The 21,482-nt window shown below is 60.0% G+C and carries 32 protein-coding genes; 30 read left to right on the top strand and 2 right to left on the bottom strand.

The genetic code is table 11. The features are described 5' to 3' along the window. From rplB to dsbD, 27 genes are all read left to right on the top strand, one after another. A complete protein-coding gene (gene rplB / locus C8K18_RS28875; RefSeq protein WP_029971246.1) occupies positions 1-828 on the top strand; it encodes a 50S ribosomal protein L2 in 828 nt (275 codons plus the stop codon). 10 nt (positions 829-838) lie between these two features. Next, positions 839-1,114 (top strand): 30S ribosomal protein S19, encoded by a 276-nt coding sequence (gene rpsS, locus C8K18_RS28870; RefSeq protein ID WP_004199273.1) that lies wholly within the window; start codon positions 839-841, stop codon positions 1,112-1,114. Positions 1,115-1,121: 7 nt separating this feature from the next. After that, positions 1,122-1,454 carry a 50S ribosomal protein L22 gene (gene rplV / locus C8K18_RS28865; protein ID WP_007180133.1) on the top strand — a complete coding sequence of 111 codons (333 nt, stop codon included), beginning with the start codon at positions 1,122-1,124 and terminating at the stop codon, positions 1,452-1,454. An 11-nt stretch (positions 1,455-1,465) separates the two neighbouring features. Then, entirely contained in the window at positions 1,466-2,272 is an 807-nt protein-coding gene (gene rpsC / locus C8K18_RS28860; RefSeq protein WP_012434570.1) for a 30S ribosomal protein S3, read from the top strand. 2 nt (positions 2,273-2,274) lie between these two features. Next, a complete protein-coding gene (rplP, locus tag C8K18_RS28855; protein ID WP_013340739.1) occupies positions 2,275-2,691 on the top strand; it encodes a 50S ribosomal protein L16 in 417 nt (138 codons plus the stop codon). A gap of 10 nt (positions 2,692-2,701) precedes the next feature. Next, positions 2,702-2,896, top strand: coding sequence for a 50S ribosomal protein L29 (rpmC, locus tag C8K18_RS28850; protein ID WP_007180130.1), 195 nt, complete (start codon positions 2,702-2,704; stop codon positions 2,894-2,896). Beyond that, positions 2,893-3,165, top strand: a complete 273-nt coding sequence (rpsQ, locus tag C8K18_RS28845) for a 30S ribosomal protein S17 (protein ID WP_007180129.1) — start codon at positions 2,893-2,895, stop codon at positions 3,163-3,165. Before rpmC ends, rpsQ begins: the two co-directional genes overlap by 4 nt. A 289-nt stretch (positions 3,166-3,454) precedes the next feature. Continuing rightward, the gene (gene rplN, locus C8K18_RS28840) at positions 3,455-3,823 is read left to right on the top strand and encodes a 50S ribosomal protein L14 (protein ID WP_006052212.1); all 369 of its coding nucleotides are present in this window, start codon (positions 3,455-3,457) and stop codon (positions 3,821-3,823) included. 9 nt (positions 3,824-3,832) lie between these two features. Beyond that, positions 3,833-4,141 (top strand): 50S ribosomal protein L24, encoded by a 309-nt coding sequence (gene rplX / locus C8K18_RS28835; RefSeq protein ID WP_006052213.1) that lies wholly within the window; start codon positions 3,833-3,835, stop codon positions 4,139-4,141. Positions 4,142-4,158: 17 nt separating this feature from the next. Next, positions 4,159-4,698 carry a 50S ribosomal protein L5 gene (rplE, locus tag C8K18_RS28830; protein ID WP_006052214.1) on the top strand — a complete coding sequence of 180 codons (540 nt, stop codon included), beginning with the start codon at positions 4,159-4,161 and terminating at the stop codon, positions 4,696-4,698. A gap of 7 nt (positions 4,699-4,705) precedes the next feature. Then, a complete protein-coding gene (gene rpsN / locus C8K18_RS28825) occupies positions 4,706-5,011 on the top strand; it encodes a 30S ribosomal protein S14 (RefSeq protein ID WP_006052215.1) in 306 nt (101 codons plus the stop codon). Positions 5,012-5,025: 14 nt separating this feature from the next. Then, positions 5,026-5,421 carry a 30S ribosomal protein S8 gene (rpsH, locus tag C8K18_RS28820; RefSeq protein ID WP_006052216.1) on the top strand — a complete coding sequence of 132 codons (396 nt, stop codon included), beginning with the start codon at positions 5,026-5,028 and terminating at the stop codon, positions 5,419-5,421. Positions 5,422-5,439: 18 nt separating this feature from the next. Next, complete coding sequence (gene rplF, locus C8K18_RS28815) at positions 5,440-5,970, top strand: 50S ribosomal protein L6 (protein ID WP_006052217.1); 531 nt, start codon at positions 5,440-5,442, stop codon at positions 5,968-5,970. Between the two features lie 12 nt (positions 5,971-5,982). Next, a complete protein-coding gene (gene rplR, locus C8K18_RS28810) occupies positions 5,983-6,348 on the top strand; it encodes a 50S ribosomal protein L18 (RefSeq protein ID WP_006052218.1) in 366 nt (121 codons plus the stop codon). 14 nt (positions 6,349-6,362) lie between these two features. Next, a complete protein-coding gene (gene rpsE, locus C8K18_RS28805; protein WP_006052219.1) occupies positions 6,363-6,881 on the top strand; it encodes a 30S ribosomal protein S5 in 519 nt (172 codons plus the stop codon). 10 nt (positions 6,882-6,891) lie between these two features. After that, the gene (gene rpmD, locus C8K18_RS28800; protein WP_006052220.1) at positions 6,892-7,074 is read left to right on the top strand and encodes a 50S ribosomal protein L30; all 183 of its coding nucleotides are present in this window, start codon (positions 6,892-6,894) and stop codon (positions 7,072-7,074) included. 29 nt (positions 7,075-7,103) lie between these two features. Then, on the top strand, positions 7,104-7,538 hold the full coding sequence (gene rplO, locus C8K18_RS28795) for a 50S ribosomal protein L15 (protein WP_006052221.1): 435 nt from the start codon (positions 7,104-7,106) through the stop codon (positions 7,536-7,538). Positions 7,539-7,585: 47 nt separating this feature from the next. Beyond that, a complete protein-coding gene (gene secY / locus C8K18_RS28790) occupies positions 7,586-8,932 on the top strand; it encodes a preprotein translocase subunit SecY (protein ID WP_006052222.1) in 1,347 nt (448 codons plus the stop codon). Positions 8,933-8,940: 8 nt separating this feature from the next. Beyond that, positions 8,941-9,159 (top strand): translation initiation factor IF-1, encoded by a 219-nt coding sequence (gene infA, locus C8K18_RS28785; protein ID WP_004521905.1) that lies wholly within the window; start codon positions 8,941-8,943, stop codon positions 9,157-9,159. A gap of 20 nt (positions 9,160-9,179) precedes the next feature. Further along, positions 9,180-9,296, top strand: a complete 117-nt coding sequence (gene rpmJ, locus C8K18_RS28780; RefSeq protein ID WP_004199844.1) for a 50S ribosomal protein L36 — start codon at positions 9,180-9,182, stop codon at positions 9,294-9,296. Positions 9,297-9,337: 41 nt separating this feature from the next. After that, positions 9,338-9,703 carry a 30S ribosomal protein S13 gene (gene rpsM, locus C8K18_RS28775; protein ID WP_006052223.1) on the top strand — a complete coding sequence of 122 codons (366 nt, stop codon included), beginning with the start codon at positions 9,338-9,340 and terminating at the stop codon, positions 9,701-9,703. A gap of 28 nt (positions 9,704-9,731) precedes the next feature. Further along, positions 9,732-10,136, top strand: a complete 405-nt coding sequence (gene rpsK / locus C8K18_RS28770; protein ID WP_006052224.1) for a 30S ribosomal protein S11 — start codon at positions 9,732-9,734, stop codon at positions 10,134-10,136. Positions 10,137-10,292: 156 nt separating this feature from the next. After that, positions 10,293-10,916 carry a 30S ribosomal protein S4 gene (gene rpsD / locus C8K18_RS28765; protein WP_006052225.1) on the top strand — a complete coding sequence of 208 codons (624 nt, stop codon included), beginning with the start codon at positions 10,293-10,295 and terminating at the stop codon, positions 10,914-10,916. 123 nt (positions 10,917-11,039) lie between these two features. After that, positions 11,040-12,017 (top strand): DNA-directed RNA polymerase subunit alpha, encoded by a 978-nt coding sequence (locus C8K18_RS28760; protein ID WP_006052226.1) that lies wholly within the window; start codon positions 11,040-11,042, stop codon positions 12,015-12,017. A 167-nt stretch (positions 12,018-12,184) separates the two neighbouring features. After that, the gene (gene rplQ, locus C8K18_RS28755; protein WP_006052227.1) at positions 12,185-12,577 is read left to right on the top strand and encodes a 50S ribosomal protein L17; all 393 of its coding nucleotides are present in this window, start codon (positions 12,185-12,187) and stop codon (positions 12,575-12,577) included. Positions 12,578-12,775: 198 nt separating this feature from the next. Continuing rightward, entirely contained in the window at positions 12,776-13,108 is a 333-nt protein-coding gene (cutA, locus tag C8K18_RS28750; protein WP_107710647.1) for a divalent-cation tolerance protein CutA, read from the top strand. Then, complete coding sequence (gene dsbD, locus C8K18_RS28745) at positions 13,101-14,960, top strand: protein-disulfide reductase DsbD (protein WP_107710646.1); 1,860 nt, start codon at positions 13,101-13,103, stop codon at positions 14,958-14,960. The genes cutA and dsbD overlap by 8 nt, the downstream gene beginning before the upstream one ends. Positions 14,961-15,110: 150 nt before the next feature. Here the strand turns inward: dsbD and hemB are convergent, their stop codons facing one another. Further along, positions 15,111-16,109 carry a porphobilinogen synthase gene (gene hemB / locus C8K18_RS28740; protein ID WP_006052230.1) on the bottom strand — a complete coding sequence of 333 codons (999 nt, stop codon included), beginning with the start codon at positions 16,107-16,109 and terminating at the stop codon, positions 15,111-15,113. Between the two features lie 263 nt (positions 16,110-16,372). Beyond that, positions 16,373-17,026: a ribosome biogenesis GTP-binding protein YihA/YsxC gene (gene yihA, locus C8K18_RS28735; protein ID WP_006052231.1), complete on the bottom strand. Its 654-nt coding sequence runs from the start codon at positions 17,024-17,026 to the stop codon at positions 16,373-16,375. Between the two features lie 217 nt (positions 17,027-17,243). Here yihA and C8K18_RS28730 point away from each other — a divergent pair, with 217 nt between their 5' ends. From C8K18_RS28730 to ccsB, 3 genes are all read left to right on the top strand, one after another. After that, positions 17,244-17,897, top strand: coding sequence for a cytochrome c (locus tag C8K18_RS28730; RefSeq protein WP_107710645.1), 654 nt, complete (start codon positions 17,244-17,246; stop codon positions 17,895-17,897). A gap of 116 nt (positions 17,898-18,013) precedes the next feature. After that, complete coding sequence (locus C8K18_RS28725) at positions 18,014-20,212, top strand: cytochrome c biogenesis protein ResB (RefSeq protein ID WP_029971252.1); 2,199 nt, start codon at positions 18,014-18,016, stop codon at positions 20,210-20,212. Positions 20,213-20,216: 4 nt separating this feature from the next. Then, positions 20,217-21,428, top strand: coding sequence for a c-type cytochrome biogenesis protein CcsB (ccsB, locus tag C8K18_RS28720; RefSeq protein WP_006052234.1), 1,212 nt, complete (start codon positions 20,217-20,219; stop codon positions 21,426-21,428). Positions 21,429-21,482 lie beyond the last annotated feature (54 nt).

Here is a 21,482-nt window from a genome sequence, read left to right as displayed (position 1 = left end):
ATGGCAATCGTTAAAGTTAAGCCGACTTCGCCGGGCCGCCGCGCGATGGTCAAGGTGGTCAACAAGGATCTGTACAAGGGCAAGCCGTTCGCACCGCTGCTCGACGCGCAATCCTCGACCGCCGGCCGTAACAACAATGGTCACATCACCACGCGTCATAAGGGTGGCGGCCATAAGCATCACTATCGTGTCGTCGACTTCCGTCGCACGAAGGATGGCATTCCGGCAAAGGTCGAACGTCTTGAGTACGATCCGAACCGTAGCGCGAACATCGCGCTGGTTCTGTACGCAGACGGCGAGCGCCGTTACATCATCGCTCCGAAGGGTGTCACCGTCGGCCAGCAACTGATGTCGGGTTCGGAAGCGCCGATCCGCGCAGGCAACACGCTGCCGATCCGTAACATTCCGGTCGGTACGACGATCCACTGCATCGAAATGCTGCCGGGCAAGGGCGCGCAAATGGCGCGTTCGGCTGGTACGTCGGCGATGCTGCTGGCTCGTGAAGGCATCTACGCACAGGTCCGCCTGCGCTCGGGTGAAATCCGCCGCGTTCACGTTGAATGCCGCGCGACGATTGGTGAAGTTGGCAACGAAGAGCATAGCCTCCGTCAAATCGGTAAGGCTGGCGCGAACCGCTGGCGCGGTATCCGCCCGACGGTGCGCGGCGTTGCAATGAACCCGGTCGATCACCCGCACGGTGGTGGTGAAGGCAAGACGGCTGCAGGTCGCGATCCGGTGAGCCCGTGGGGCACGCCTGCTAAGGGTTATCGCACCCGCAGCAACAAGCGCACGACGAGCATGATCGTCCAGCGCCGTCACAAGCGTTAAGGAGTAGGCAATGGCACGTTCTGTAAAAAAAGGTCCGTTCTGCGACGCCCATTTGCTGAAGAAAGTTGAGGCGGCAGCAGCTTCGCGGGATAAGAAGCCGATCAAAACCTGGTCGCGTCGCTCGACGATCCTCCCGGATTTCATCGGTCTGACGATCGCCGTTCACAACGGCCGTCAACACGTTCCGGTGTACATCTCGGAAAACATGGTCGGCCACAAGCTTGGCGAGTTCGCACTGACCCGTACGTTCAAGGGTCATGCAGCCGACAAGAAGGCTAAGAAATAAGGGGCTCATGATGGAAGTGAAAGCAATTCATCGCGGTGCCCGCATCTCGGCGCAGAAAACGCGCCTTGTGGCTGACCAGATCCGCGGTTTGCCGGTCGACAAGGCGCTGAACGTTCTGACGTTCTCGCCGAAGAAGGCTGCGGGAATCGTGAAAAAGGTCGTGCTGTCGGCGATCGCGAATGCGGAGCATAACGAAGGCGCCGATATCGATGAGCTCAAGATCACGAGCATCTACATCGACAAGGCTGCGTCGCTCAAGCGTTTCACCGCGCGCGCTAAAGGCCGCGGTAACCGCATCGAGAAGCAATCCTGTCACATCACTGTGACGGTCGGGAATTAAGGGGTCATACGATGGGACAGAAAATTCATCCGACTGGCTTCCGTTTGGCCGTCAGCCGCAATTGGGCGTCGCGTTGGTACGCGAACAACAACAATTTCGCGGCGATGTTGCAGGAAGACATCGGTGTTCGTGAATACCTGAAGAAGAAGCTGAAGAACGCGTCCGTCGGCCGCGTGGTGATCGAGCGTCCTGCAAAGAACGCACGCATCACGATTTTCAGCTCGCGTCCGGGTGTCGTGATCGGTAAGAAGGGTGAAGACATTGAACTGCTGAAGTCCGAGCTGCAAAAGCGCATGGGCGTTCCGGTTCACGTCAACATCGAAGAAATTCGCAAGCCGGAAACCGACGCGCAACTGATCGCGGATTCGATCACGCAACAGCTCGAGCGCCGGATTATGTTCCGCCGCGCGATGAAGCGTGCGATGCAAAACGCGATGCGTCTGGGTGCCCAAGGCATCAAGATCATGAGCGCTGGCCGTCTGAACGGTATCGAAATCGCTCGTACGGAATGGTATCGCGAAGGTCGCGTGCCGCTTCATACGCTGCGTGCTGATATCGACTACGCAACTTCGGAAGCGAAGACGACGTACGGCATCATCGGCGTGAAGGTGTGGGTCTACAAGGGCGACACGCTCGGCCGCAACGACGCACCGGTGGTTGAAGAAGTCGCCGAAGAAAAGCGTCCGCGCCGCAACGCACGTCCGGGTGGCGATCGCCGTCCGCGTCGCGATGGTGAAGGTGGTGGCCCGGCAGGTGCACGCCGTGGCGCTCCTCGTCGTGCTGGCGGTGCCGGCGGCGACGGGAAGACTGGAGAATAACGATGCTGCAACCGAAACGCAGAAAGTATCGCAAAGAGCAGAAGGGTCGTAACACCGGTGTCGCTACCCGCGGTAACGCGGTGTCGTTCGGTGAGTTCGGCCTGAAGGCTATCGGTCGTGGTCGTCTGACCGCGCGCCAGATCGAAGCGGCACGTCGTGCAATGACGCGTCACATCAAGCGTGGTGGCCGCATCTGGATCCGCATCTTCCCGGACAAGCCGATCTCGCACAAGCCGGCTGAAGTACGTATGGGTAACGGTAAAGGTAACCCTGAGTACTACGTCGCAGAGATTCAACCGGGCAAGATGCTGTACGAAATGGACGGCGTAACCGAAGAGCTGGCACGCGAAGCGTTCCGTCTGGCTGCAGCTAAGCTGCCGCTGAAGACGACGTTTATCGTGCGTCAGCTCGGCGCCTAAGGAGCAAATGATGAAGGCTTCCGAACTTCACCAGAAAGATCAGGCCGCGCTCAACAAGGAGCTGTCGGACCTGTTGAAGGCGCAATTCGGCCTGCGCATGCAACTCGCGACCCAGCAGCTCACGAACACGAGCCAGCTGAAGAAGGTTCGTCGCGACATCGCACGTGTGCGGACCGTCCTGACTGAGAAGGCGAACCAGAAATGAACGATAGCGTAAAAACCTCGCTCAAGCGGACGCTGGTCGGCAAGGTCGTCAGCAACAAGATGGACAAGACGGTCACCGTGCTGGTTGAGCACCGCGTGAAGCACCCGATCTACGGCAAGTACGTTGTGCGCTCGAAGAAGTACCACGCGCACGACGACGCGAACACGTACAACGAGGGTGACCTCGTTGAAATCCAGGAAACTCGTCCGATTTCGAAGACGAAGGCTTGGGTTGTGGCTCGCCTGGTCGAGGCTGCTCGCGTCATCTGACGCCGCATAGCTGTAGAAGTAGTTGAAATCGCAGTAGATTTCGCTTGCAAGACCGAGATTATTTGTTATAATCTCGGTCTTCCCTCTTTATGGGAGCCCCGTCGCGGGCGAAGTTGGTGGGGGAAGCGGTTCAGGCGCCAGTCTGTCCCGAAGGATTCACCGGATTGCGATGGCGGGTTTCGTTTGCCGTCGCTGCTGTTCTAACCCAAGCAGCCGATTGGCTGACGGGACCAAGACTGACCGGGTACGCCATGGTGGTGTGACCGGATTAAGTTGGGAAAGATAAACCATGATCCAGACCGAAACTCGGCTTGAAGTGGCCGACAACACGGGTGCGCGTGAAGTCATGTGCATCAAGGTGCTCGGCGGCTCGAAGCGTCGTTATGCCAGCATTGGCGACATCATCAAGGTGACCGTCAAAGAAGCAACGCCGCGCGGGCGCGTGAAGAAAGGCGAAATTTATAACGCCGTGGTGGTTCGCACCGCCAAGGGCGTGCGCCGTCAGGACGGCTCGCTGATCAAGTTCGACGGCAATGCTGCAGTGCTGTTGAATGCCAAGCTCGAACCTATTGGCACCCGTATTTTCGGGCCTGTCACGCGCGAGTTGCGTAGCGAACGATTCATGAAGATCGTTTCGTTGGCACCTGAAGTGCTGTAAGGAGTCGCGATGAACAAGATTCGCAAAGGTGACGAAGTTATCGTCATCACCGGCAAAGACAAAGGCAAGCGCGGCGTCGTGCTGTCCGTTGGCGAAGGCAAGGTCATTGTCGAGGGTATCAACCTCGTCAAGAAACACGTCAAGCCGAACCCGATGAAGGGTACGACGGGTGGTGTGGAAGCCAAGACGATGCCGCTGCAAATTTCGAACGTCGCATTGGTCGACGCGAATGGCAAGGCATCGCGTGTAGGCATCAAGGTCGAAGGGGACAAGAAAGTTCGTTTCCTTAAGACGACCGGTGCCGAGCTGAGCGCCTGACGCTGCGGAGTAAAAAAATGGCTCGTTTGCAAGAGTTTTACAAAGAAAAGGTTGTACCCGGCCTCATCGAGAAGTTCGGTTACAAGTCCGTGATGGAAGTGCCGCGCATCACCAAGATCACCCTGAACATGGGCCTTGGCGAAGCGGTTGCTGACAAGAAGATCATCGAAAACGCCGTTGGCGACCTGACGAAGATTGCAGGCCAGAAGCCTGTGATCACGAAGGCACGCAAGGCAATCGCTGGCTTCAAGATCCGTCAGGGCTACCCGATCGGTGCAATGGTCACGTTGCGCGGTCAGGCAATGTACGAATTCCTGGACCGTTTCGTGACGGTTGCGCTCCCCCGTGTGCGCGACTTCCGTGGCGTGTCGGGTCGTGCGTTCGATGGTCGCGGCAACTACAACATCGGTGTGAAAGAGCAGATCATTTTCCCCGAAATCGACTACGACAAAATCGACGCACTGCGTGGGCTGAACATCAGCATCACGACGACTGCGAAGACCGACGACGAAGCAAAGGCTCTGCTCGCCAGCTTCAAGTTCCCGTTCAGAAACTGAGGTTACCGTGGCTAAACTGGCACTGATCGAACGTGAAAAGAAGCGTGCTCGCCTCGCTGCTAAGTACGCGCCTAAGCGTGCAGAGTTGAAGGCGATCATCGGCGATATGAGCAAGTCGGACGAAGAGCATTACGCAGCACGTCTGGAACTGCAACAACTGCCGCGCAACTCTAACCCGACCCGTAAGCGCAATCGTTGCGCGATTACCGGTCGCCCGCGTGGCACGTTCCGTAAATTCGGGCTGGCGCGTAACAAGATTCGCGAAATCGCGTTCCGCGGCGAGATCCCTGGCCTGACCAAGGCGAGCTGGTAATAGGAGAAACGTAAATGAGCATGAGTGATCCTATCGCCGATATGCTGACTCGCATCCGCAACGCGCAGATGGTCGAGAAGGTTTCGGTGACAATGCCCTCGTCGAAAGTCAAGGTTGCGATTGCGCAGGTCCTGAAGGACGAAGGCTATATCGATGATTTCGCAGTGAAGTCCGAAGGTGCGAAGTCTGAATTGAACATCGTGTTGAAGTACTACGCCGGCCGTCCGGTCATCGAGCGCATTGAACGCGTTTCGAAGCCTGGTCTGCGTGTGTACCGCGGCCGTAACGACATCCCCGTGGTCATGAATGGCCTCGGCGTGGCAATCGTGTCGACGCCCAAGGGCGTGATGACGGACCGCAAGGCGCGCGCAACGGGCGTTGGCGGCGAAGTCATCTGCTACGTCGCTTAAGGCCGAAAGGAGAGAAACATGTCTCGAGTAGGTAAGAGCCCGATCGCGCTGCAAGGCGCAGAAGTGGCCCTGAGCGATGATCGCATCACCGTCAAGGGCCCGCTGGGTACGATTACGCAGGCGGCGAACCGCCTCGTGAAAGTGGTGAACGACAACGGCATTCTGAAGATCGAGCCGGTTGACGAAAGCCGCGAAGCGAATGCGATGTCGGGCACGATGCGCGCACTGGTTGCGAACATGGTGAACGGCGTGACGAAGGGTTTCGAGCGCAAGCTGACGCTGGTAGGCGTCGGTTACCGCGCACAGGCGCAAGGCGACAAGCTGAATCTGTCGCTGGGTTTCTCGCACCCCGTGGTGCACCAGATGCCGGAAGGCGTGAAGGCTGAAACCCCGTCGCAAACCGAAATCGTGATCAAGGGGATCGACAAGCAGAAAGTTGGCCAGGTCGCTGCAGAAGTGCGCGGCTATCGTCCGCCGGAGCCCTACAAGGGCAAGGGCGTGCGCTATGCCAACGAGGTCGTGATCCTCAAAGAAACGAAGAAGAAGTAAGGGTGCGCAATCATGGATAAGACTCAATCTCGCCTGCGCCGCGCTCGTCAGACGCGTATCAAGATCGCTGAGCTGCAGGTCGCGCGTCTCGCCGTGCATCGCACGAACACGCACATCTATGCGCAAGTGTTCTCGCCGTGCGGCACCAAGGTGCTCGCCAGCGCGTCGACGCTCGAGGCCGAAGTGCGTGCGCAACTGGCTGATCAAACGGGCAAGGGCGGCAACGTCGCCGCTGCCACGCTGATTGGCAAGCGCATTGCAGAAAAGGCTAAGGCTGCCGGCATCGAATCCGTCGCCTTCGACCGTTCGGGTTTCCGTTACCACGGCCGCGTGAAAGCGCTGGCTGATGCGGCGCGCGAAGCCGGACTCAAGTTCTAAGGGAAGAATTCGTCATGGCAAAGATGCAAGCGAAAGTTCAGGCTGACGAACGCGACGACGGCCTGCGCGAAAAGATGATTTCGGTCAACCGCGTGACCAAGGTCGTGAAGGGTGGCCGTATTCTCGGCTTCGCCGCACTGACCGTGGTTGGCGACGGTGATGGCCGCGTCGGTATGGGCAAGGGCAAGGCGAAGGAAGTGCCGGTCGCTGTCCAGAAGGCGATGGAACAAGCCCGCCGCAACATGTTCAAGGTGCCGCTTAAGAACGGTACCCTGCAACACGAAGTGCACGGCAAGCACGGCGCATCGATGGTCCTCCTCGCTCCGGCGAAGGACGGTACCGGTGTGATCGCCGGCGGCCCGATGCGCGCAGTGTTCGACGTGATGGGCGTGCAGAACGTTGTGGCCAAGAGCCACGGCTCGACGAACCCGTACAACCTCGTTCGTGCAACGCTCGACGGTCTGCGCAAGCAGTCCACGCCGGGCGACATCGCGGCGAAGCGCGGCAAGTCCGTCGAAGATATTCTGGGCTAAGGTGGACACCATGTCTGAAAAAACTGTCAAGGTCCAGCTCGTCAAGAGCCTGATCGGCACCCGTGAAACGCACCGTGCAACGGTGCGTGGCCTGGGTCTGCGCCGACTCAACTCGGTCAGCGAGTTGCAGGACACGCCGGCCGTGCGCGGCATGATCAACAAGGTTTCGTACCTCGTTAAGGTCATCAGCTAAGCGGCTGACCAGGACTCAAGGAGTTGATAATGGAATTGAATGATCTGAAGCCGGCTGAAGGCGCGAAGCACGCAAAGCGTCGCGTTGGTCGCGGTATCGGCTCTGGCCTCGGCAAGACCGCTGGCCGTGGTCACAAGGGTCAGAAGTCGCGTTCGGGCGGCTTTCACAAGGTTGGCTTCGAAGGCGGTCAAATGCCGCTGCAACGTCGCCTGCCGAAGCGTGGCTTCACCTCGCTGACGAAGGAATTCGTCGGTGAAGTGCGTCTCTCGGATCTGGAAAAGCTGCCGGTCGACGAAATCGATCTGCTGGCTCTGAAGCAAGCCGGCCTGGTCGGCGAGCTGATCAAGAGCGCCAAGATCATCGCGACGGGCGAGCTGAAGCGCAAGATCGTTGTGAAGGGTCTGGGTGCGACGAAGGGTGCGCGCGCTGCTATCGAGGCAGCCGGCGGCTCTTTTGCCGAGTAACGCGCAAGTTATTTTGCCGTCACTAGCATTTGCATCGGAGAAGGTACTTGGCTAACAGCCCGAGTCTCGCAAAACCCGGTCGCAGCGCGGCGAAGTTTGGCGATCTGCGTCGGCGAGCAGTGTTTCTGCTGCTGGCGCTGATCGTCTACCGTGTCGGCGCGCACATTCCGGTGCCGGGTATCGACCCGGACCAGCTGGCGAAGTTGTTCCAGAGCCAGTCGGGCGGCATCCTTGGCATGTTCAACATGTTCTCGGGTGGCGCGCTTTCGCGGTTCACGATTTTCGCGCTTGGGATCATGCCGTATATCTCGGCGTCGATCATCATGCAGTTGTTGGCAATTGTCTCGCCGCAACTCGAAGCGTTGAAGAAGGAAGGGCAGGCGGGGCAACGAAAGATCACGCAGTACACGCGTATCTTCACGGTCCTGCTGGCAACGTTCCAGGCTTTCGGTATTGCCGTAGCCCTGGAAAATCAGCCGGCTCTGGTGATCGATCCGGGAATGGTGTTTCGGTTGACGACGGTCGTGACGCTGGTGACGGGCACGATGTTCCTGATGTGGCTGGGTGAGCAGATCACGGAGCGCGGGCTTGGCAACGGTATCTCGATCATCATTTTCGGTGGTATTGCAGCGGGTTTCCCGAATGCAATCGGTGGTCTTTTCGAACTGGTGCGAACCGGCTCGATGAGCATCATCTCGGCGATTATCGTCGTCGCGCTGATCGCCGCAGTGACGTATCTGGTGGTGTTCATCGAACGCGGCCAGCGCAAGATCCTTGTGAACTACGCGAAGCGGCAAGTCGGTAACAAGATTTACGGCGGTCAATCTTCGCATTTGCCGCTGAAGTTGAACATGTCGGGCGTGATTCCGCCGATCTTCGCATCGTCGATCATTCTCTTCCCGGCAACCATCCTGAACTGGTTCAGTTCGGGGTCGCGCACCAGTTGGTTCGCAGACACGCTGCACAACGTGGCCGAGGCCATTAAGCCCGGTCAGCCCGTGTACGTGTTGCTGTACGCGTTGGCGATCGTTTTCTTCTGCTTTTTCTACACCGCGCTGGTGTTCAACAGCAGAGAGACGGCCGACAACCTGAAAAAGAGTGGCGCTTTCGTTCCTGGCATCCGCCCGGGCGATCAAACGGCGCGATATATCGACCGCATCCTCACGCGTCTGACGCTGGCCGGTGCGATCTACATCGTGTTTGTTTGCCTGCTGCCCGAGTTTCTGGTGCTGCGCTGGAACGTGCCGTTTTATTTTGGTGGAACGTCGCTGCTGATCATTGTCGTCGTCACAATGGATTTCATGGCGCAGGTGCAGTCGTACGTTATGTCGCAACAGTATGAATCGCTGCTGAAGAAGGCTAATTTCAAAGGCGGCGGCGTCCCGATGCGTTGAAAGGACTTATGGCCAAAGACGATGTTATCCAGATGCAGGGTGAAGTCATCGAAAACCTGCCTAATGCTACCTTCAGGGTGAAGCTGGAAAACGGCCATGTCGTATTGGGACACATATCCGGCAAGATGCGGATGCACTACATCCGAATCCTGCCGGGCGACAAGGTGACGGTTGAATTGACGCCTTACGATCTCTCGCGTGCGCGGATCGTGTTCCGGGCGAAGTGATTTGAAAAAAGGGTAATATCATGAAAGTGATGGCATCGGTTAAGCGCATTTGCCGCAATTGCAAGATCATCAAGCGCAAAGGCGTTGTGCGCGTGATTTGCAGCTCTGATCCGCGCCACAAACAGCGTCAAGGCTGAACGCCGCGCTTTTGCTTGCGCTTTTTGTTTGAGGAAAAACAATGGCTCGTATCGCAGGGGTTAACATCCCGAATCACCAGCATACTGAAATCGGCCTGACGGCTATTTACGGTATCGGCCGCACGCGCTCGCGCGACATTTGCGTCGCTGCTGGTGTGGCATTTTCGAAGAAGGTCAAAGACCTGAACGACGCAGACCTCGAAAAGCTGCGTGAAGAAGTCGGCAAGTTCATCGTTGAAGGCGATCTGCGCCGTGAAACGACGATGAACATCAAGCGCCTGATGGATCTCGGCTGCTACCGTGGCGTTCGGCATCGTAAGGGCTTGCCCCTGCGCGGCCAACGTACGCGTACGAATGCCCGTACGCGCAAGGGTCCGCGTCGTGCAGCGCAATCGCTGAAGAAGTAAGCGGAACTGACAGTTACAGGAAAACGTAATGGCTAAGGCTTCGAACAACTCCGCGGCGCAACGCGTTCGCAAGAAGGTCAAGAAGAACGTCGCCGAGGGCGTGGTTCACGTTCACGCGTCGTTCAACAACACCATCATCACGATCACCGATCGTCAAGGCAATGCACTTGCCTGGGCAACGTCGGGTGGTCAGGGCTTCAAGGGTTCGCGTAAATCGACCCCGTTTGCAGCTCAGGTGGCGGCCGAATCGGCTGGCCGCGTGGCGATGGAATACGGCGTGAAGAACCTCGAAGTGCGGATCAAGGGCCCCGGTCCTGGCCGTGAATCGGCGGTGCGCGCGTTGCATGGTCTTGGCATCAAGATCACGGCAATCTCCGACGTGACCCCGGTCCCGCACAACGGCTGCCGTCCGCCGAAGCGTCGTCGTATCTAAGACGCTGTTTTCGCTAGCGCCTGTTGCCGCTGGTTCAAGTGACCGGCGAAACAGGCTGCTTGCGCTATTGAATTGACTAAGCCCACCGTTCGACCCAAAGGGTTCGGACTAGCGCGAGTGCGAGCATTCGCGTGATCAATCAACGAAGGAATCAACGTGGCACGTTATATCGGCCCTAAGGCCAAGCTGTCCCGCCGTGAAGGCACTGACCTCTTCCTGAAGAGCGCCCGTCGTTCGCTCGCTGACAAGTGCAAGCTTGACAGCAAGCCCGGCCAGCATGGCCGCACCTCGGGTGCGCGTACGTCCGACTACGGCACGCAGCTGCGCGAAAAGCAAAAAGTGAAGCGTATCTACGGTGTTCTGGAGCGTCAATTCCGCCGTTACTTCGCCGAAGCCGACCGTCTGAAGGGCAACACGGGTGAAAACCTGCTGCAATTGCTCGAGTCGCGTCTGGATAACGTCGTGTACCGCATGGGCTTCGGTTCGACGCGTGCTGAAGCGCGTCAGCTGGTGAGCCACAAGGCGATCACGGTGAACGGCGTCGTGTCGAACATCCCGTCGATGCAAGTGAAGGCAGGCGACGTCGTCGCAGTGCGCGAACAGAAGAAGAAGCAAGCGCGTATTCTCGAAGCGCTGTCGCTGGCTGAGCAAGGCGGCATGCCGAGCTGGGTCGCCGTGGATTCGAAGAAGTTCGAAGGCACGTTCAAGTCCAAGCCGGAACGCAGCGACATCGCTGGCGATATCAACGAAAGCCTGATCGTCGAATTGTATTCGCGGTAATCGGATTAACGGCCGGGGCACCTCGTTGCGTTGCGCAAGGGGGCGTCTCGGCTGTTTATTTTCAGGTTGTTACCGGTCAGCCTTATCGGTGTAACGAGCCGAGGGTATTGAAAAGGAAAACCTATGCAAACCAGTTTGTTGAAGCCCAAGATCATCGCAGTTGAATCGCTGGGCGAAAGCCACGCGAAAGTGGTCATGGAACCGTTTGAACGCGGTTACGGCCACACCTTGGGTAACGCGCTTCGGCGCGTGCTGCTGTCGTCCATGATCGGCTATGCGCCGACCGAAGTGACGATCGCAGGCGTCGTACATGAATATTCGACGCTCGACGGTGTGCAAGAGGACGTGGTCAACCTGTTGTTGAACCTGAAGGGCGTGGTGTTCAAGCTGCATAACCGTGACGAAGTGACGGTTACGCTGCGCAAGGAAGGCGAAGGCGTTGTGACCGCTGGCGACATCGAGCTGGCGCACGACTGCGAAGTGATCAACCCTGACCACGTGATCGCGCATCTGTCGAAGGGCGGCAAGCTCGACGTTCAGATCAAGGTTGAGAAGGGCCGCGGCTACGTGCCGGGCAATGTGCGTCGTTATGGCGAGGAGTCGGCCAAGATTATCGGCCGTATCGTGCTGGACGCGTCGTTCTCGCCGGTTCGCCGCGTGAGCTACGCCGTTGAAAGCGCTCGCGTCGAACAGCGTACCGACCTCGACAAGCTCGTGATGAACATCGAAACGAACGGTGTGATTTCGCCGGAAGAAGCGATCCGTCAATCGGCGCGCATTCTGGTCGATCAGCTGTCGGTGTTCGCTGCACTGGAAGGCACCGAAGCAACGGCTGAAGCGCCGTCGCGCGCACCGCAGATCGATCCGATCCTGCTGCGTCCGGTCGATGATCTCGAACTCACGGTTCGTTCCGCGAACTGCCTGAAGGCCGAGAACATCTACTACATCGGCGATCTGATCCAGCGCACGGAAAACGAGTTGCTCAAGACGCCGAACCTGGGCCGCAAGTCGTTGAACGAAATCAAGGAAGTCTTGGCGTCGCGTGGTTTGACGCTCGGCATGAAGCTGGAAAACTGGCCGCCCGCAGGGCTGGACAAGTAACTCGGCAGTCATCCGGGGCAGAGCCCGCCGCTGTACTGGCAAAGACGCGGATTTTCCTTTAAAATCCGCGTCTTGTCTTTTTTCACTACCGGCCCGTGCACTCGCTACTTTGGTAGATCGAGCGCGATAGAAGAGCTGGATCAAAACTTTGAATCGAAGGAATTAACATGCGTCACCGTCATGGTCTGCGGAAACTGAACCGCACGAGCAGCCACCGTCTGGCAATGCTCCGTAACATGTCCAACTCGCTGATCGAGCACGAAGTCATCAAGACCACGCTGCCGAAGGCGAAAGAACTCCGTAAAGTCGTCGAGCCGCTGATCACGCTCGGCAAGAAGCCGTCGCTGGCAAACCGTCGTCTGGCGTTCAACCGCCTGCGCGATCGTGACTCGGTCACGAAGCTGTTTGAAGTCCTCGGCCCGCGTTACGCTACCCGTCCGGGCGGCTACCTGCGCGTGCTGAAGTTTGGCTTCCGCGTCGGCGACAACGCACCGATGGCTCTGGTCGAACTGCTCGATCGTCCGGAAGTTGAAGAAGTCGAAGTGCAAGAAGCTGAATAAGCTTTGAAGCGCTGATAGCACAGAAGAAAGCCAGGCTCACAGCCTGGCTTTTTTGTTTATGGCGGCAGGCGTAGTAGGCGCGCTGGCACAGGCGGCGAAACGCCGCATCCTCGCGTCCACGCGGTCGGGCAGCCAGCGGCGGTCCAAGACCAGGTGATACGATATTGACACCCAAATTGTGCCTGGCTGGAGCTTGCTGTGAACGTGAATGTGACTCTCCTTCTCACGACGGTGCCCGATGCGGCCGCTGCACAGAAGCTGGCCGCGGACGCATTGGCCGCACGCCTGTGTGCATGCGTCACGCAGCTCGGCCCGGTGCAGTCCAGTTACCATTGGCAGGGTCAGCTAGAAACGGCGCAAGAAATCCAGCTGCTGTTCAAGACCAGCGCCGCCCGCGTGCTTGAGCTCGAGCAGTACCTACAGGCAAACCATCCCTACGACACGCCGGAAATCCTGTCATGGCAAGCTGCCGCATCGGCCGCCTATGGCCGGTGGATCACTTCTGAAACCCAACGTCCCCTACATGTTTAACGGTCTCAACCGACGCGCGCGCCACGCGTTGCGTACCGCCCTCCTCGTTTTCGCGTGCCTGATTCTCGCGCAGTTCGGCACGCTTGCCCGCGCTTCGGACGACTTCCTCGATCCTGCCGTCGCCTTCAAATTCAGCGCGACCGAGAAGCCCGGCGAGGTCGACGTGACCTACAAGATCGCGGACGGCTACTACATGTACCGCGAGCGCTTCGCATTTGCGGCCCGCAACGGAAACGCGACGATCGGCGAACCGCAGTTGCCGGCGGGTCATATCAAGTTCGATCAGACGTTCAACAAGAACGTTGAGACGTATCGCAACGAACTGACGATCCGGATTCCCGTGAAGCAGGCCGCAGGTGGGTTCGATCTGGCGGTCACATCGCAAGGCTGCGCGGACGCCGGCATCTGTTATCCGCCGATGGAGCGCGTCTACCACGTCAGCGGCGCGGCGCTGCTGCCGGCCGGCAGCGCGGCTGCGCCGCAATCCGCGGCAAACGACGCGCCTTGGTACGAGCGCGCCACCAGCGCCGACTACGCGCAATCGCTGCTGCAAGGCGGAGGCTTCCTCGCGATCATTGGGCTTTACTTCGTTGCGGGCATCGTGCTGAGCCTGCTGCCGTGTTCCTATCCGATGATTCCGATCCTGTCGGCGATCATCATCGGTGAAGGCGCGCGGGTCACGCGGGCGCGCGGCTTCGCGCTGTCGCTGGCCTATGTCATCGGGATGGCGCTCGTCTACACCGCGCTCGGCATTGCCGCCGCGCTGGTCGGGCAGAGTCTTGGCGCCTGGCTGCAGAATCCGTGGGTGTTGGGCGCGTTCGGCGTGCTGCTGACTATTTTCGCACTCACGCTGATCGCCGGGTTTGACATCGCGTTGCCGCAGCGCTGGCAGGAAGGCGCGTCGCACGCGTCGGCGGGACGTTCGGGCGGCAAGTTCGCAGCCGTCGCCGGAATGGGCGCGCTGTCGGCACTGGTGGTCGGCGCCTGCATGACTGCGCCGCTTTTCGCGGTGCTGGCCTTCATCGCGCATACGGGGAGCGCGGTGCTCGGCGGCGCGGCGCTGTTCGCAATGGGGCTGGGGCTTGGCGTGCCCCTGATGATTGTCGGTCTCGGCGCCGGGACTTTGCTGCCGCGCGCCGGCGCATGGATGGACGACATCAAGGTGCTGTTCGGCGTCGTGCTGCTCGCCGCGGCGCTGTGGATCGTGTGGCCCGTGCTTGGAGCAACCGCCACGATGTTGCTCTGCGCGCTCTGGTTGCTGATCGCCGCCGCATGCTTGGGCCTTTTTTCCGCGCCTGGCGTTCAGGCGTCGATATGGCGGCGGCTTGGACGCGGCATCGGCGCGGCCCTCGCTGTTTGGGCGGCCGTGCTGCTGGTCGGACTTGCTGCGGGTTCGTCCGATCCATTGCGTCCGCTCGCCGTGCTGGCGTCGCGGTCGGCGGCGCCGGCCGCTACGTCTGTGGCTGGCGCGCCTCAAACCGCGTCGCACGACGATCTGGCGTTCCAGGCGGTGCGTTCATCGGCGGAATTGGACGGCGCTGTCAAAGCGGCGGCACAGCCCGCCATGCTCGATTTTTACGCGGACTGGTGCGTAAGCTGCAAAGAGATGGAAAAATTCACCTTCAGCGATCCGCGCGTCCACGCGAAGTTAAAGCAGATGAATCTGCTGCGCGCCGACGTCACCGCCAATAACGCCGACGATCAGGCTCTGCTCAAGCGATTCGGCCTTTTCGGCCCGCCGGGGATTATCTTCTTCGACCGCGGCGGCAAAGAGGTGCTGCGCGTCGTCGGTTACGAATCGGCTGACAAATTCCTGCGTTCGCTCGAGCGGGCGAGTGCGCCGCAGACCTGATCGCACGCAAATCACACGACGATGTGCAACGCGCGGGGCTTACGCCCGGTGAACGCAAAAAAAAAACGGAGGCGCGACTCAAAGTCCGCCTCCGTTTTCCATTTCTAGCGAGTTCTTCGCTACACCCGCTAACCTAAAACCCAACCCAACTCACTTCTGCGACCGCAGAATCCGCGCCGCATCCAGCGCGAAATACGTCAGAACGCCGTCCGCGCCCGCACGCTTGAACGCGAGCAGCGATTCCATCATCGCCTTGTCGTGATCGAGCCAGCCGTTCTGGGCCGCCGCTTTCAGCATCGCGTACTCGCCGCTGACCTGATAGACGTAGGTCGGGAACTGGAATTCGTCCTTCACGCGACGCACGATGTCGAGATACGGCATGCCCGGCTTGACCATCACCATATCGGCGCCTTCGTTGATGTCCGCCTGGACTTCGCGCAGCGCTTCGTTCGAATTCGCCGGGTCCATCTGGTACGTCATCTTGTTGCTTTTGCCGAGGTTTGTGGCCGAGCCCACGGCGTCACGGAACGGGCCGTAGAACGCGGACGCGAACTTGGCCGCGTAAGCCATGATCCGCGTATGCACATGGTCCTCGCTTTCCAGCATTTCGCGGATGGCGCCAATGCGGCCGTCCATCATGTCCGACGGCGCAACGATATCGACACCGGCCTCGGCCTGCGCGCGCGCCTGTTCGATCAGGATTTCGACGGTTTCGTCGTTGATCACGTAGCCGGTCTCGTCGAGCACGCCGTCCTGGCCGTGGCTCGTGTACGGATCGAGCGCGACGTCGGTCAGCACGCCGAGCTCAGGGAAGTGCTTCTTGAGTTCGCGAACCGCGCGCGGGATGAGGCCCGCGGGGTTCGCCGCCTCGCGGCCATCGGGCGTTTTCAGCGACGGCTCGATCGCCGGAAACAGCGACAGCACGGGCACGCCCAGCTCGACGCATTGCTCGGCGACTTTCATCAGCAGGTCGACGGAAACGCGATCGACGCCGGGCATCGACGGCACCGCTTGGCGAATATTGGTGCCCTCGACCACGAACACGGGATAGATCAGGTCGTTGGTGGTGAGAATGTTTTCGCGCATCAGACGGCGCGAAAAGTCGTCGCGGCGCATGCGGCGCGGGCGATAGTGCGGGTAGAAGCTCATGTGGGATAGAAAACGTGAGTGTCTTGAGTGGGGCGGTGACACGAGCGGCACCAACGGTCGGCGGCCACTCGCGGAAACTTTTCAAGACAATGGTATATCATACCGATCGAGCAAGGCGCCTGGCGCTGACCTCCCCGCTTCTCCTCCCTGAGCGGGTGCCTGTCGTTTTTCGATTAGGCTGTTTGACCCGCCGTTAATGCGGCGGGTTTTTTTATGCGCCGACGAAAACGGCGCTTTCCCCGATTCGAAAACCAGGACTCGGCTTACTGCGCGGCGTCCGTTTCGCCTTTGGCGCCGGGGATCAGCCAGCTTTCGACCAATTCATGCGCCTCGTCGATACCGACACGCTTGAGCGCCGAAAAAAGCTGCGCCGTCAGTTCGCCCTGGTAGCCCGCGGCACGATACTCGGCGAAACCCTTCTGCGTTGTGCGCAACGCATTCACACTTTCCTGGCGCGTCAATTTGTCGCATTTGGTCAGGAGTGCGTGAATCGGCTTGCCGGTCGGCGCGAACCACTCGATCATTCGCCGGTCCAGATCGGTCAACGGACGGCGCGAATCCATCATCAGAATCATGCCGCGCAATTGCGAGCGCGACTGCAGGTACGTGGAAAGCAGCGCCTCCCAGTGAGCCTTCGCCGCGCCGGGCACTTCGGCGTAGCCGTAGCCCGGCAGGTCGACCAGATGGGCGACCGGTTCGTCCTCGCGTCCGACCGAAAAGTAATTGATGTGCTGCGTGCGCCCCGGCGTTTTACTCGCGAATGCCAGCCGCTTCTGATTGCACAGAATGTTGATAGCCGTCGATTTGCCCGCGTTCGAGCGCCCCGCGAAAGCGATCTCGGGCTGAGCGGTGGCAGGCAGATCGCGCAGGTGATTGACGGTCGTGAAGAAGCGCGATTGGTGGAGCAGGAAGGACATGAGCAGGCCAGAATTCGAGACGCCGGGGAACCCGGAGTGGGGACGGGTCAAGCCCGACTGGCGTCTTAGCGATTAGCGAGTTATTGTACAATACGATGGTTTACTGAAAACCTGAGGGGGCCAGCCCGCGTGCCTCGGCGGCTCCTGGCGGTCACTTGGGTCGCCGTCGTATTGTGCAAAACCTCTAAAATCCCACAAGACGAGACAGGGTGTGCGAATGAATCGACTGTGCAAGGCTCTGATGGTGTTTCAGCTAGCGGCAGGTCTTTCAGGTTTGGCAATTCAGGCACGAGCAGCAGATCCGGCAAAGCCGGACATCAACCGGGGGCAGGCAATCGCGGTGCAGGTTTGCGCGTCGTGTCACGGCGCAGACGGTAATAGCGCCGGCGGTGCCTATCCGAAGCTCGCGGGTCAGCATCCCGACTATCTCGTCAAACAACTCAAGGATTTCAAGCTGCAGCCCGGCGCCAAGCAGCCCGTGCGCAACAATGCGATCATGACGGGCATGGCGTCAGCGCTGTCGGATCAGGACATGGTCAACGTCGCTGCCTATTTCGCGACGCAGGCTCCGAAGCCCGGCTATGCGCACAACAAGAATACCGTGCCGCTCGGGCAGAAGATCTATCGTGGCGGTATCGCCGACAAGGGCGTGCCGGCATGTGCAAGCTGTCACGGGCCCACGGGTCAAGGTATTCCGTCGCAATATCCGCGTTTGTCGGGACAATGGGCGGAGTACACAGTGGCGCAGTTGAACGCGTTCACACAAGGTCCGGGCGCGCGCAATAACAACGAGGCGATGCATGCTGTCGCAACGCGTCTGTCGGACAGCGAGATAAAGGCTGTTGCCGATTACATCGCGGGCCTGCACTAAGAGGTTCGCGCGCAAGTGCAACCGGCCCGTCGAGGCCGGTGAAAAACAAGAAAAGGGTGGGGGCGTCGTATCTACGATCGCCCTTCACCCTTTTTTGCTGTTCAGTCGGAGTATGAATGAGCGTCACCACGTCGGGTTTGCAGTCGAAGTCGGGCAATCGCGTCTTGCGCAGCGTCATCGAAGTATTGAGTTCGATGCGTTTTGCCATTGCGCTGCTTGTGATTCTGTCGATCGCCAGCATCATCGGCACCGTTCTCACGCAGGACGATCCCTACCCCAACTACGTCAATCAGTTCGGTCCTTTCTGGGCCGACATCTTCCGCTCGCTGAGCCTCTACACGGTCTACAGCTCGTGGTGGTTCATGCTGATTCTCGGCTTTCTGATGGTGTCGGTGTCGCTGTGCGTGATCCGCAACGCGCCGAAAATGATCGCCGACACGAAGAGCTGGAAAGACAAGGTCCGCGAAGCCAGCCTGCGCGCATTCCATCACAAGGGCGAATTCGCGGTGCACGGCACGCGGGCGCAGACCGCGGCGGTGCTCGCGAAACTATCGGCGAAACTCGGCTATAAGTTCGTCACGCGGGAGTCCGAGGGCGCGACGCTGATCGCGGCCAAACGCGGCGCGTTGACCAAGCTCGGCTACATTTCCGCGCACATTGCAATCGTGGTGATCTGCCTGGGTGGCCTGCTCGACAGCAATCTGCCGATCAAGCTGCAAATGTGGCTCTTCGACAAGTCGCCGATCCGCGCGAACACGGTCATCAACGACATTCCTCCGGAACACCGTCTGTCGCAGTCCAACCCGACGTTCCGCGGTTACGCGTGGGTGCCGGAAGGGCAGCACGTGTCGACGGCGATTCTGAACCAGCCGGACGGCTCGCTGATTCAGGACTTGCCGTTCTCGATCGAGCTGCAAAAGTTCATCGTCGACTATTACTCGACGGGCATGCCCAAGCTGTTCGCGAGCGACATCGTCGTGGTCGATCACAAGACCGGCGCCCGCGTGCCGGCGCGCATCGAGGTGAACAAGCCGTTCGAGTACGATGGCGTGTCGATCTATCAATCGAGCTTCCAGGACGGCGGCTCGCAAATGCAGATGACCGCGTTTCCGATGACCGGCGCAAGCGCGGCAACCGCGCCGTTCGGCGGCGCGATCGGCGGCAATGCGCCGTTGAGTTCCGCGACGCCGCTTGCAGACGGCCAGACGGTCGAGTTCACCGATTTCCGCGCGATCAACGTCGAAAACATTTCGAACGCCAACGGCCAGACGGATGCTCGCGGCGTCGCCGCGCACCGCTCGCTGAAGGAAGCGTTCGACGAGCGGCTCGGCTCCGGCGCGAAGACTTCGAAGCCGCTCGAGCTGCACAACGTCGGCCCTTCGGTGCAGTACAAGGTGCGCGACAAGGACGGCCAGGCGCGCGAGTACAACAACTACATGCTGCCGGTCACGGTGGGCGGCGAGCGGTTCTTCCTCGCCGGCATGCGCCTGAATCCCGACGATCCGTTCCGCTACCTGCGCATTCCCGCGGACAGCGGCGGCACCGTCAAGGAGTGGATGAACCTGCGCGCCACGCTGGAAAATCCGGGGGCGCGCGCGCAAGCCGCTCGCCGCTTCGCGCAGCGTTCGGTGCCCGAAGCGAACACCGAATTGCAGCAGCACCTGGAAGAAAGCGCGCTGCGCGTGCTGACCCTTTTTGCCGGCGCAGACACAAGCGTCAAGATGCCGAACGGCCAGCCGGTGGGCGGCTTCCAGGCGATCGCCGGATTCATCGACCATTCGGTGCCGAAGGCCGAGCAGGAAAAGGCCGCGGGTTTGCTGCTGCGTATGCTGGAAGGCTCGATGTGGGACCTGTGGCAACTGTCGCGCCAGCAACTCGGCGAGCCGCAGGCAGACGCGAACGCGGACGCGAGCCGCTTCGTCCAAAGCTCGATCAACGCGCTATCGGACAGCTTTTTGTATGGATCGCCGGTCTACTTGCAGCTCGATTCCTTCAAGCAGGTGCAAGCCTCGGTATTTCAGCTGACGCGCGCGCCCGGCAAAAAAGTCGTGTATCTTGGCAGCCTGCTCCTCGTATTGGGCATCTTCTCGATGTTCTACGTCCGCGAACGGCGCCTCTGGTTCTGGCTCAAAGATAGTGAGCAGGGCACGCATGTCGTGATGGCAATGTCGAGCGCCCGCAAGACGCTCGACTTCGAGAAAGAATTTGCTCAGACGCGCGACGCGGTCGGCGCCGCGCTGGGCGCGAAACCCGCTGATCCAGCATCCGGCAACGCGGGCGCGCAGTCCGCAAGCTCACAAGATTCGACCCGGTAATACCATGGACTTGACTCAGGTTTCCTCATCCTCTCCTTCCTCCTCCCGGCCTGCCAGGGCGGCCGCGGACGAAGCGCTCAACGCGGCTCAATACGACGAGCGGCCGTTTCTGAAGCGGCTCGGCATTGTCGACTGGCTGTTCGCCCTCGCGATGGTCGCGGGCGCCGGGTTCGCGCTGACGCGCTATCACCCGTTCATGAATTACTACGACAAACTGGTGCTGGTGTGCTCAGTGCCGGTGTTCGTCGTGCTCGGCTGGCGCTGGAAACCGGTGCGTCCGCTGATGGCGGGAATCGCGGCGCTGTCGCTGCTGGCCATCCAGATTTATCACGGCGATCTGAGCCGCGCCGATAACGCGTTCTTCCTGAAATACTTCCTGTCGAGCCAGTCCGCGATTCTGTGGATGAGCGCGCTCTTCGTCTTCGCGACTGTGTTCTACTGGATCGGCTTGCTGTCGCGCTCGCCCACGGGCGGCGCGATCGGCTCGCGCATGACGTGGGTTGCGGTGCTGATGGGGTTTGTCGGTCTGATGGTGCGCTGGTACGAGTCGTATCTGATCGGCGCGGACGTCGGCCATATTCCTATCTCGAACCTGTACGAAGTGTTCGTGCTGTTCAGCCTCATCACCGCGCTCTTCTATTTGTACTACGAGCAGCACTACAACACGCGCGCGCTCGGCGCCTTCGTTCTGCTCGTGATCAGCGCCGCCGTCGGCTTCCTGATGTGGTACTCGGTTGCCCGCGACGCGCAGCAGATCCAGCCGCTCGTTCCGGCTCTGCAAAGCTGGTGGATGAAGATCCACGTGCCCGCGAACTTCATCGGCTACGGCAGTTTTGCGTTGTCGGCGATGGTGGCGGTCGCGTATCTCGCCAAGGAGCGCGGCGTGCTGGCCGATCGTCTGCCGGCGCTCGAAGTGCTCGACGACGTCATGTACAAGTCGATCGCCGTCGGTTTCGCGTTCTTCACGATCGCGACGATTCTCGGCGCGCTGTGGGCAGCCGAAGCGTGGGGCGGTTACTGGAGCTGGGACCCGAAGGAAACGTGGGCGCTGATCGTCTGGCTGAATTACGCGGCCTGGCTGCATATGCGTCTGATGAAGGGGCTGCGCGGCGCGGTTGCCGCATGGTGGGCGCTGACCGGCCTGCTGGTCACGACGTTTGCGTTCCTCGGCGTGAATATGTTTCTGTCGGGGCTGCATAGTTACGGCAAGCTGTAATATCCGCCGTTCTCGACCGACAAAGAACCGCCGCGTGTTTCACACCGGCGGTTT

It is taken from the genome of Paraburkholderia sp. GV068, assembly GCF_003058125.1.
Lineage (GTDB): Bacteria > Pseudomonadota > Gammaproteobacteria > Burkholderiales > Burkholderiaceae > Paraburkholderia > Paraburkholderia graminis.
The sequence above is the reverse complement of the archived record's forward strand: the minus strand, read 5'-3'. Positions and strand labels throughout refer to the sequence as shown.

What these genes read in the sequence shown, in the direction of transcription:
- C8K18_RS28730 (WP_107710645.1), top strand. Translation starts at nt 17,244, where the DNA reads ATGAATCGACTGTGCAAGGCTCTGATGGTGTTTCAGCTAGCGGCAGGT.
- rpsK (WP_006052224.1), top strand. Translation starts at nt 9,732, where the DNA reads ATGGCTAAGGCTTCGAACAACTCCGCGGCGCAACGCGTTCGCAAGAAG.
- rplX (WP_006052213.1), top strand. Translation starts at nt 3,833, where the DNA reads ATGAACAAGATTCGCAAAGGTGACGAAGTTATCGTCATCACCGGCAAA.
- rplB (WP_029971246.1), top strand. Translation starts at nt 1, where the DNA reads ATGGCAATCGTTAAAGTTAAGCCGACTTCGCCGGGCCGCCGCGCGATG.
- infA (WP_004521905.1), top strand. Translation starts at nt 8,941, where the DNA reads ATGGCCAAAGACGATGTTATCCAGATGCAGGGTGAAGTCATCGAAAAC.
- rpsE (WP_006052219.1), top strand. Translation starts at nt 6,363, where the DNA reads ATGGCAAAGATGCAAGCGAAAGTTCAGGCTGACGAACGCGACGACGGC.
- rplQ (WP_006052227.1), top strand. Translation starts at nt 12,185, where the DNA reads ATGCGTCACCGTCATGGTCTGCGGAAACTGAACCGCACGAGCAGCCAC.
- rpsH (WP_006052216.1), top strand. Translation starts at nt 5,026, where the DNA reads ATGAGCATGAGTGATCCTATCGCCGATATGCTGACTCGCATCCGCAAC.
- rplO (WP_006052221.1), top strand. Translation starts at nt 7,104, where the DNA reads ATGGAATTGAATGATCTGAAGCCGGCTGAAGGCGCGAAGCACGCAAAG.
- dsbD (WP_107710646.1), top strand. Translation starts at nt 13,101, where the DNA reads ATGTTTAACGGTCTCAACCGACGCGCGCGCCACGCGTTGCGTACCGCC.
- rplN (WP_006052212.1), top strand. Translation starts at nt 3,455, where the DNA reads ATGATCCAGACCGAAACTCGGCTTGAAGTGGCCGACAACACGGGTGCG.
- rpmC (WP_007180130.1), top strand. Translation starts at nt 2,702, where the DNA reads ATGAAGGCTTCCGAACTTCACCAGAAAGATCAGGCCGCGCTCAACAAG.
- rplR (WP_006052218.1), top strand. Translation starts at nt 5,983, where the DNA reads ATGGATAAGACTCAATCTCGCCTGCGCCGCGCTCGTCAGACGCGTATC.
- rpsS (WP_004199273.1), top strand. Translation starts at nt 839, where the DNA reads ATGGCACGTTCTGTAAAAAAAGGTCCGTTCTGCGACGCCCATTTGCTG.
- rplV (WP_007180133.1), top strand. Translation starts at nt 1,122, where the DNA reads ATGATGGAAGTGAAAGCAATTCATCGCGGTGCCCGCATCTCGGCGCAG.
- hemB (WP_006052230.1), bottom strand. Translation starts at nt 16,109, where the DNA reads ATGAGCTTCTACCCGCACTATCGCCCGCGCCGCATGCGCCGCGACGAC.
- rpsQ (WP_007180129.1), top strand. Translation starts at nt 2,893, where the DNA reads ATGAACGATAGCGTAAAAACCTCGCTCAAGCGGACGCTGGTCGGCAAG.
- rpmJ (WP_004199844.1), top strand. Translation starts at nt 9,180, where the DNA reads ATGAAAGTGATGGCATCGGTTAAGCGCATTTGCCGCAATTGCAAGATC.
- ccsB (WP_006052234.1), top strand. Translation starts at nt 20,217, where the DNA reads ATGGACTTGACTCAGGTTTCCTCATCCTCTCCTTCCTCCTCCCGGCCT.
- rplF (WP_006052217.1), top strand. Translation starts at nt 5,440, where the DNA reads ATGTCTCGAGTAGGTAAGAGCCCGATCGCGCTGCAAGGCGCAGAAGTG.
- C8K18_RS28760 (WP_006052226.1), top strand. Translation starts at nt 11,040, where the DNA reads ATGCAAACCAGTTTGTTGAAGCCCAAGATCATCGCAGTTGAATCGCTG.
- rpsC (WP_012434570.1), top strand. Translation starts at nt 1,466, where the DNA reads ATGGGACAGAAAATTCATCCGACTGGCTTCCGTTTGGCCGTCAGCCGC.
- C8K18_RS28725 (WP_029971252.1), top strand. Translation starts at nt 18,014, where the DNA reads ATGAGCGTCACCACGTCGGGTTTGCAGTCGAAGTCGGGCAATCGCGTC.
- yihA (WP_006052231.1), bottom strand. Translation starts at nt 17,026, where the DNA reads ATGTCCTTCCTGCTCCACCAATCGCGCTTCTTCACGACCGTCAATCAC.
- rpmD (WP_006052220.1), top strand. Translation starts at nt 6,892, where the DNA reads ATGTCTGAAAAAACTGTCAAGGTCCAGCTCGTCAAGAGCCTGATCGGC.
- rplE (WP_006052214.1), top strand. Translation starts at nt 4,159, where the DNA reads ATGGCTCGTTTGCAAGAGTTTTACAAAGAAAAGGTTGTACCCGGCCTC.
- rpsM (WP_006052223.1), top strand. Translation starts at nt 9,338, where the DNA reads ATGGCTCGTATCGCAGGGGTTAACATCCCGAATCACCAGCATACTGAA.
- rplP (WP_013340739.1), top strand. Translation starts at nt 2,275, where the DNA reads ATGCTGCAACCGAAACGCAGAAAGTATCGCAAAGAGCAGAAGGGTCGT.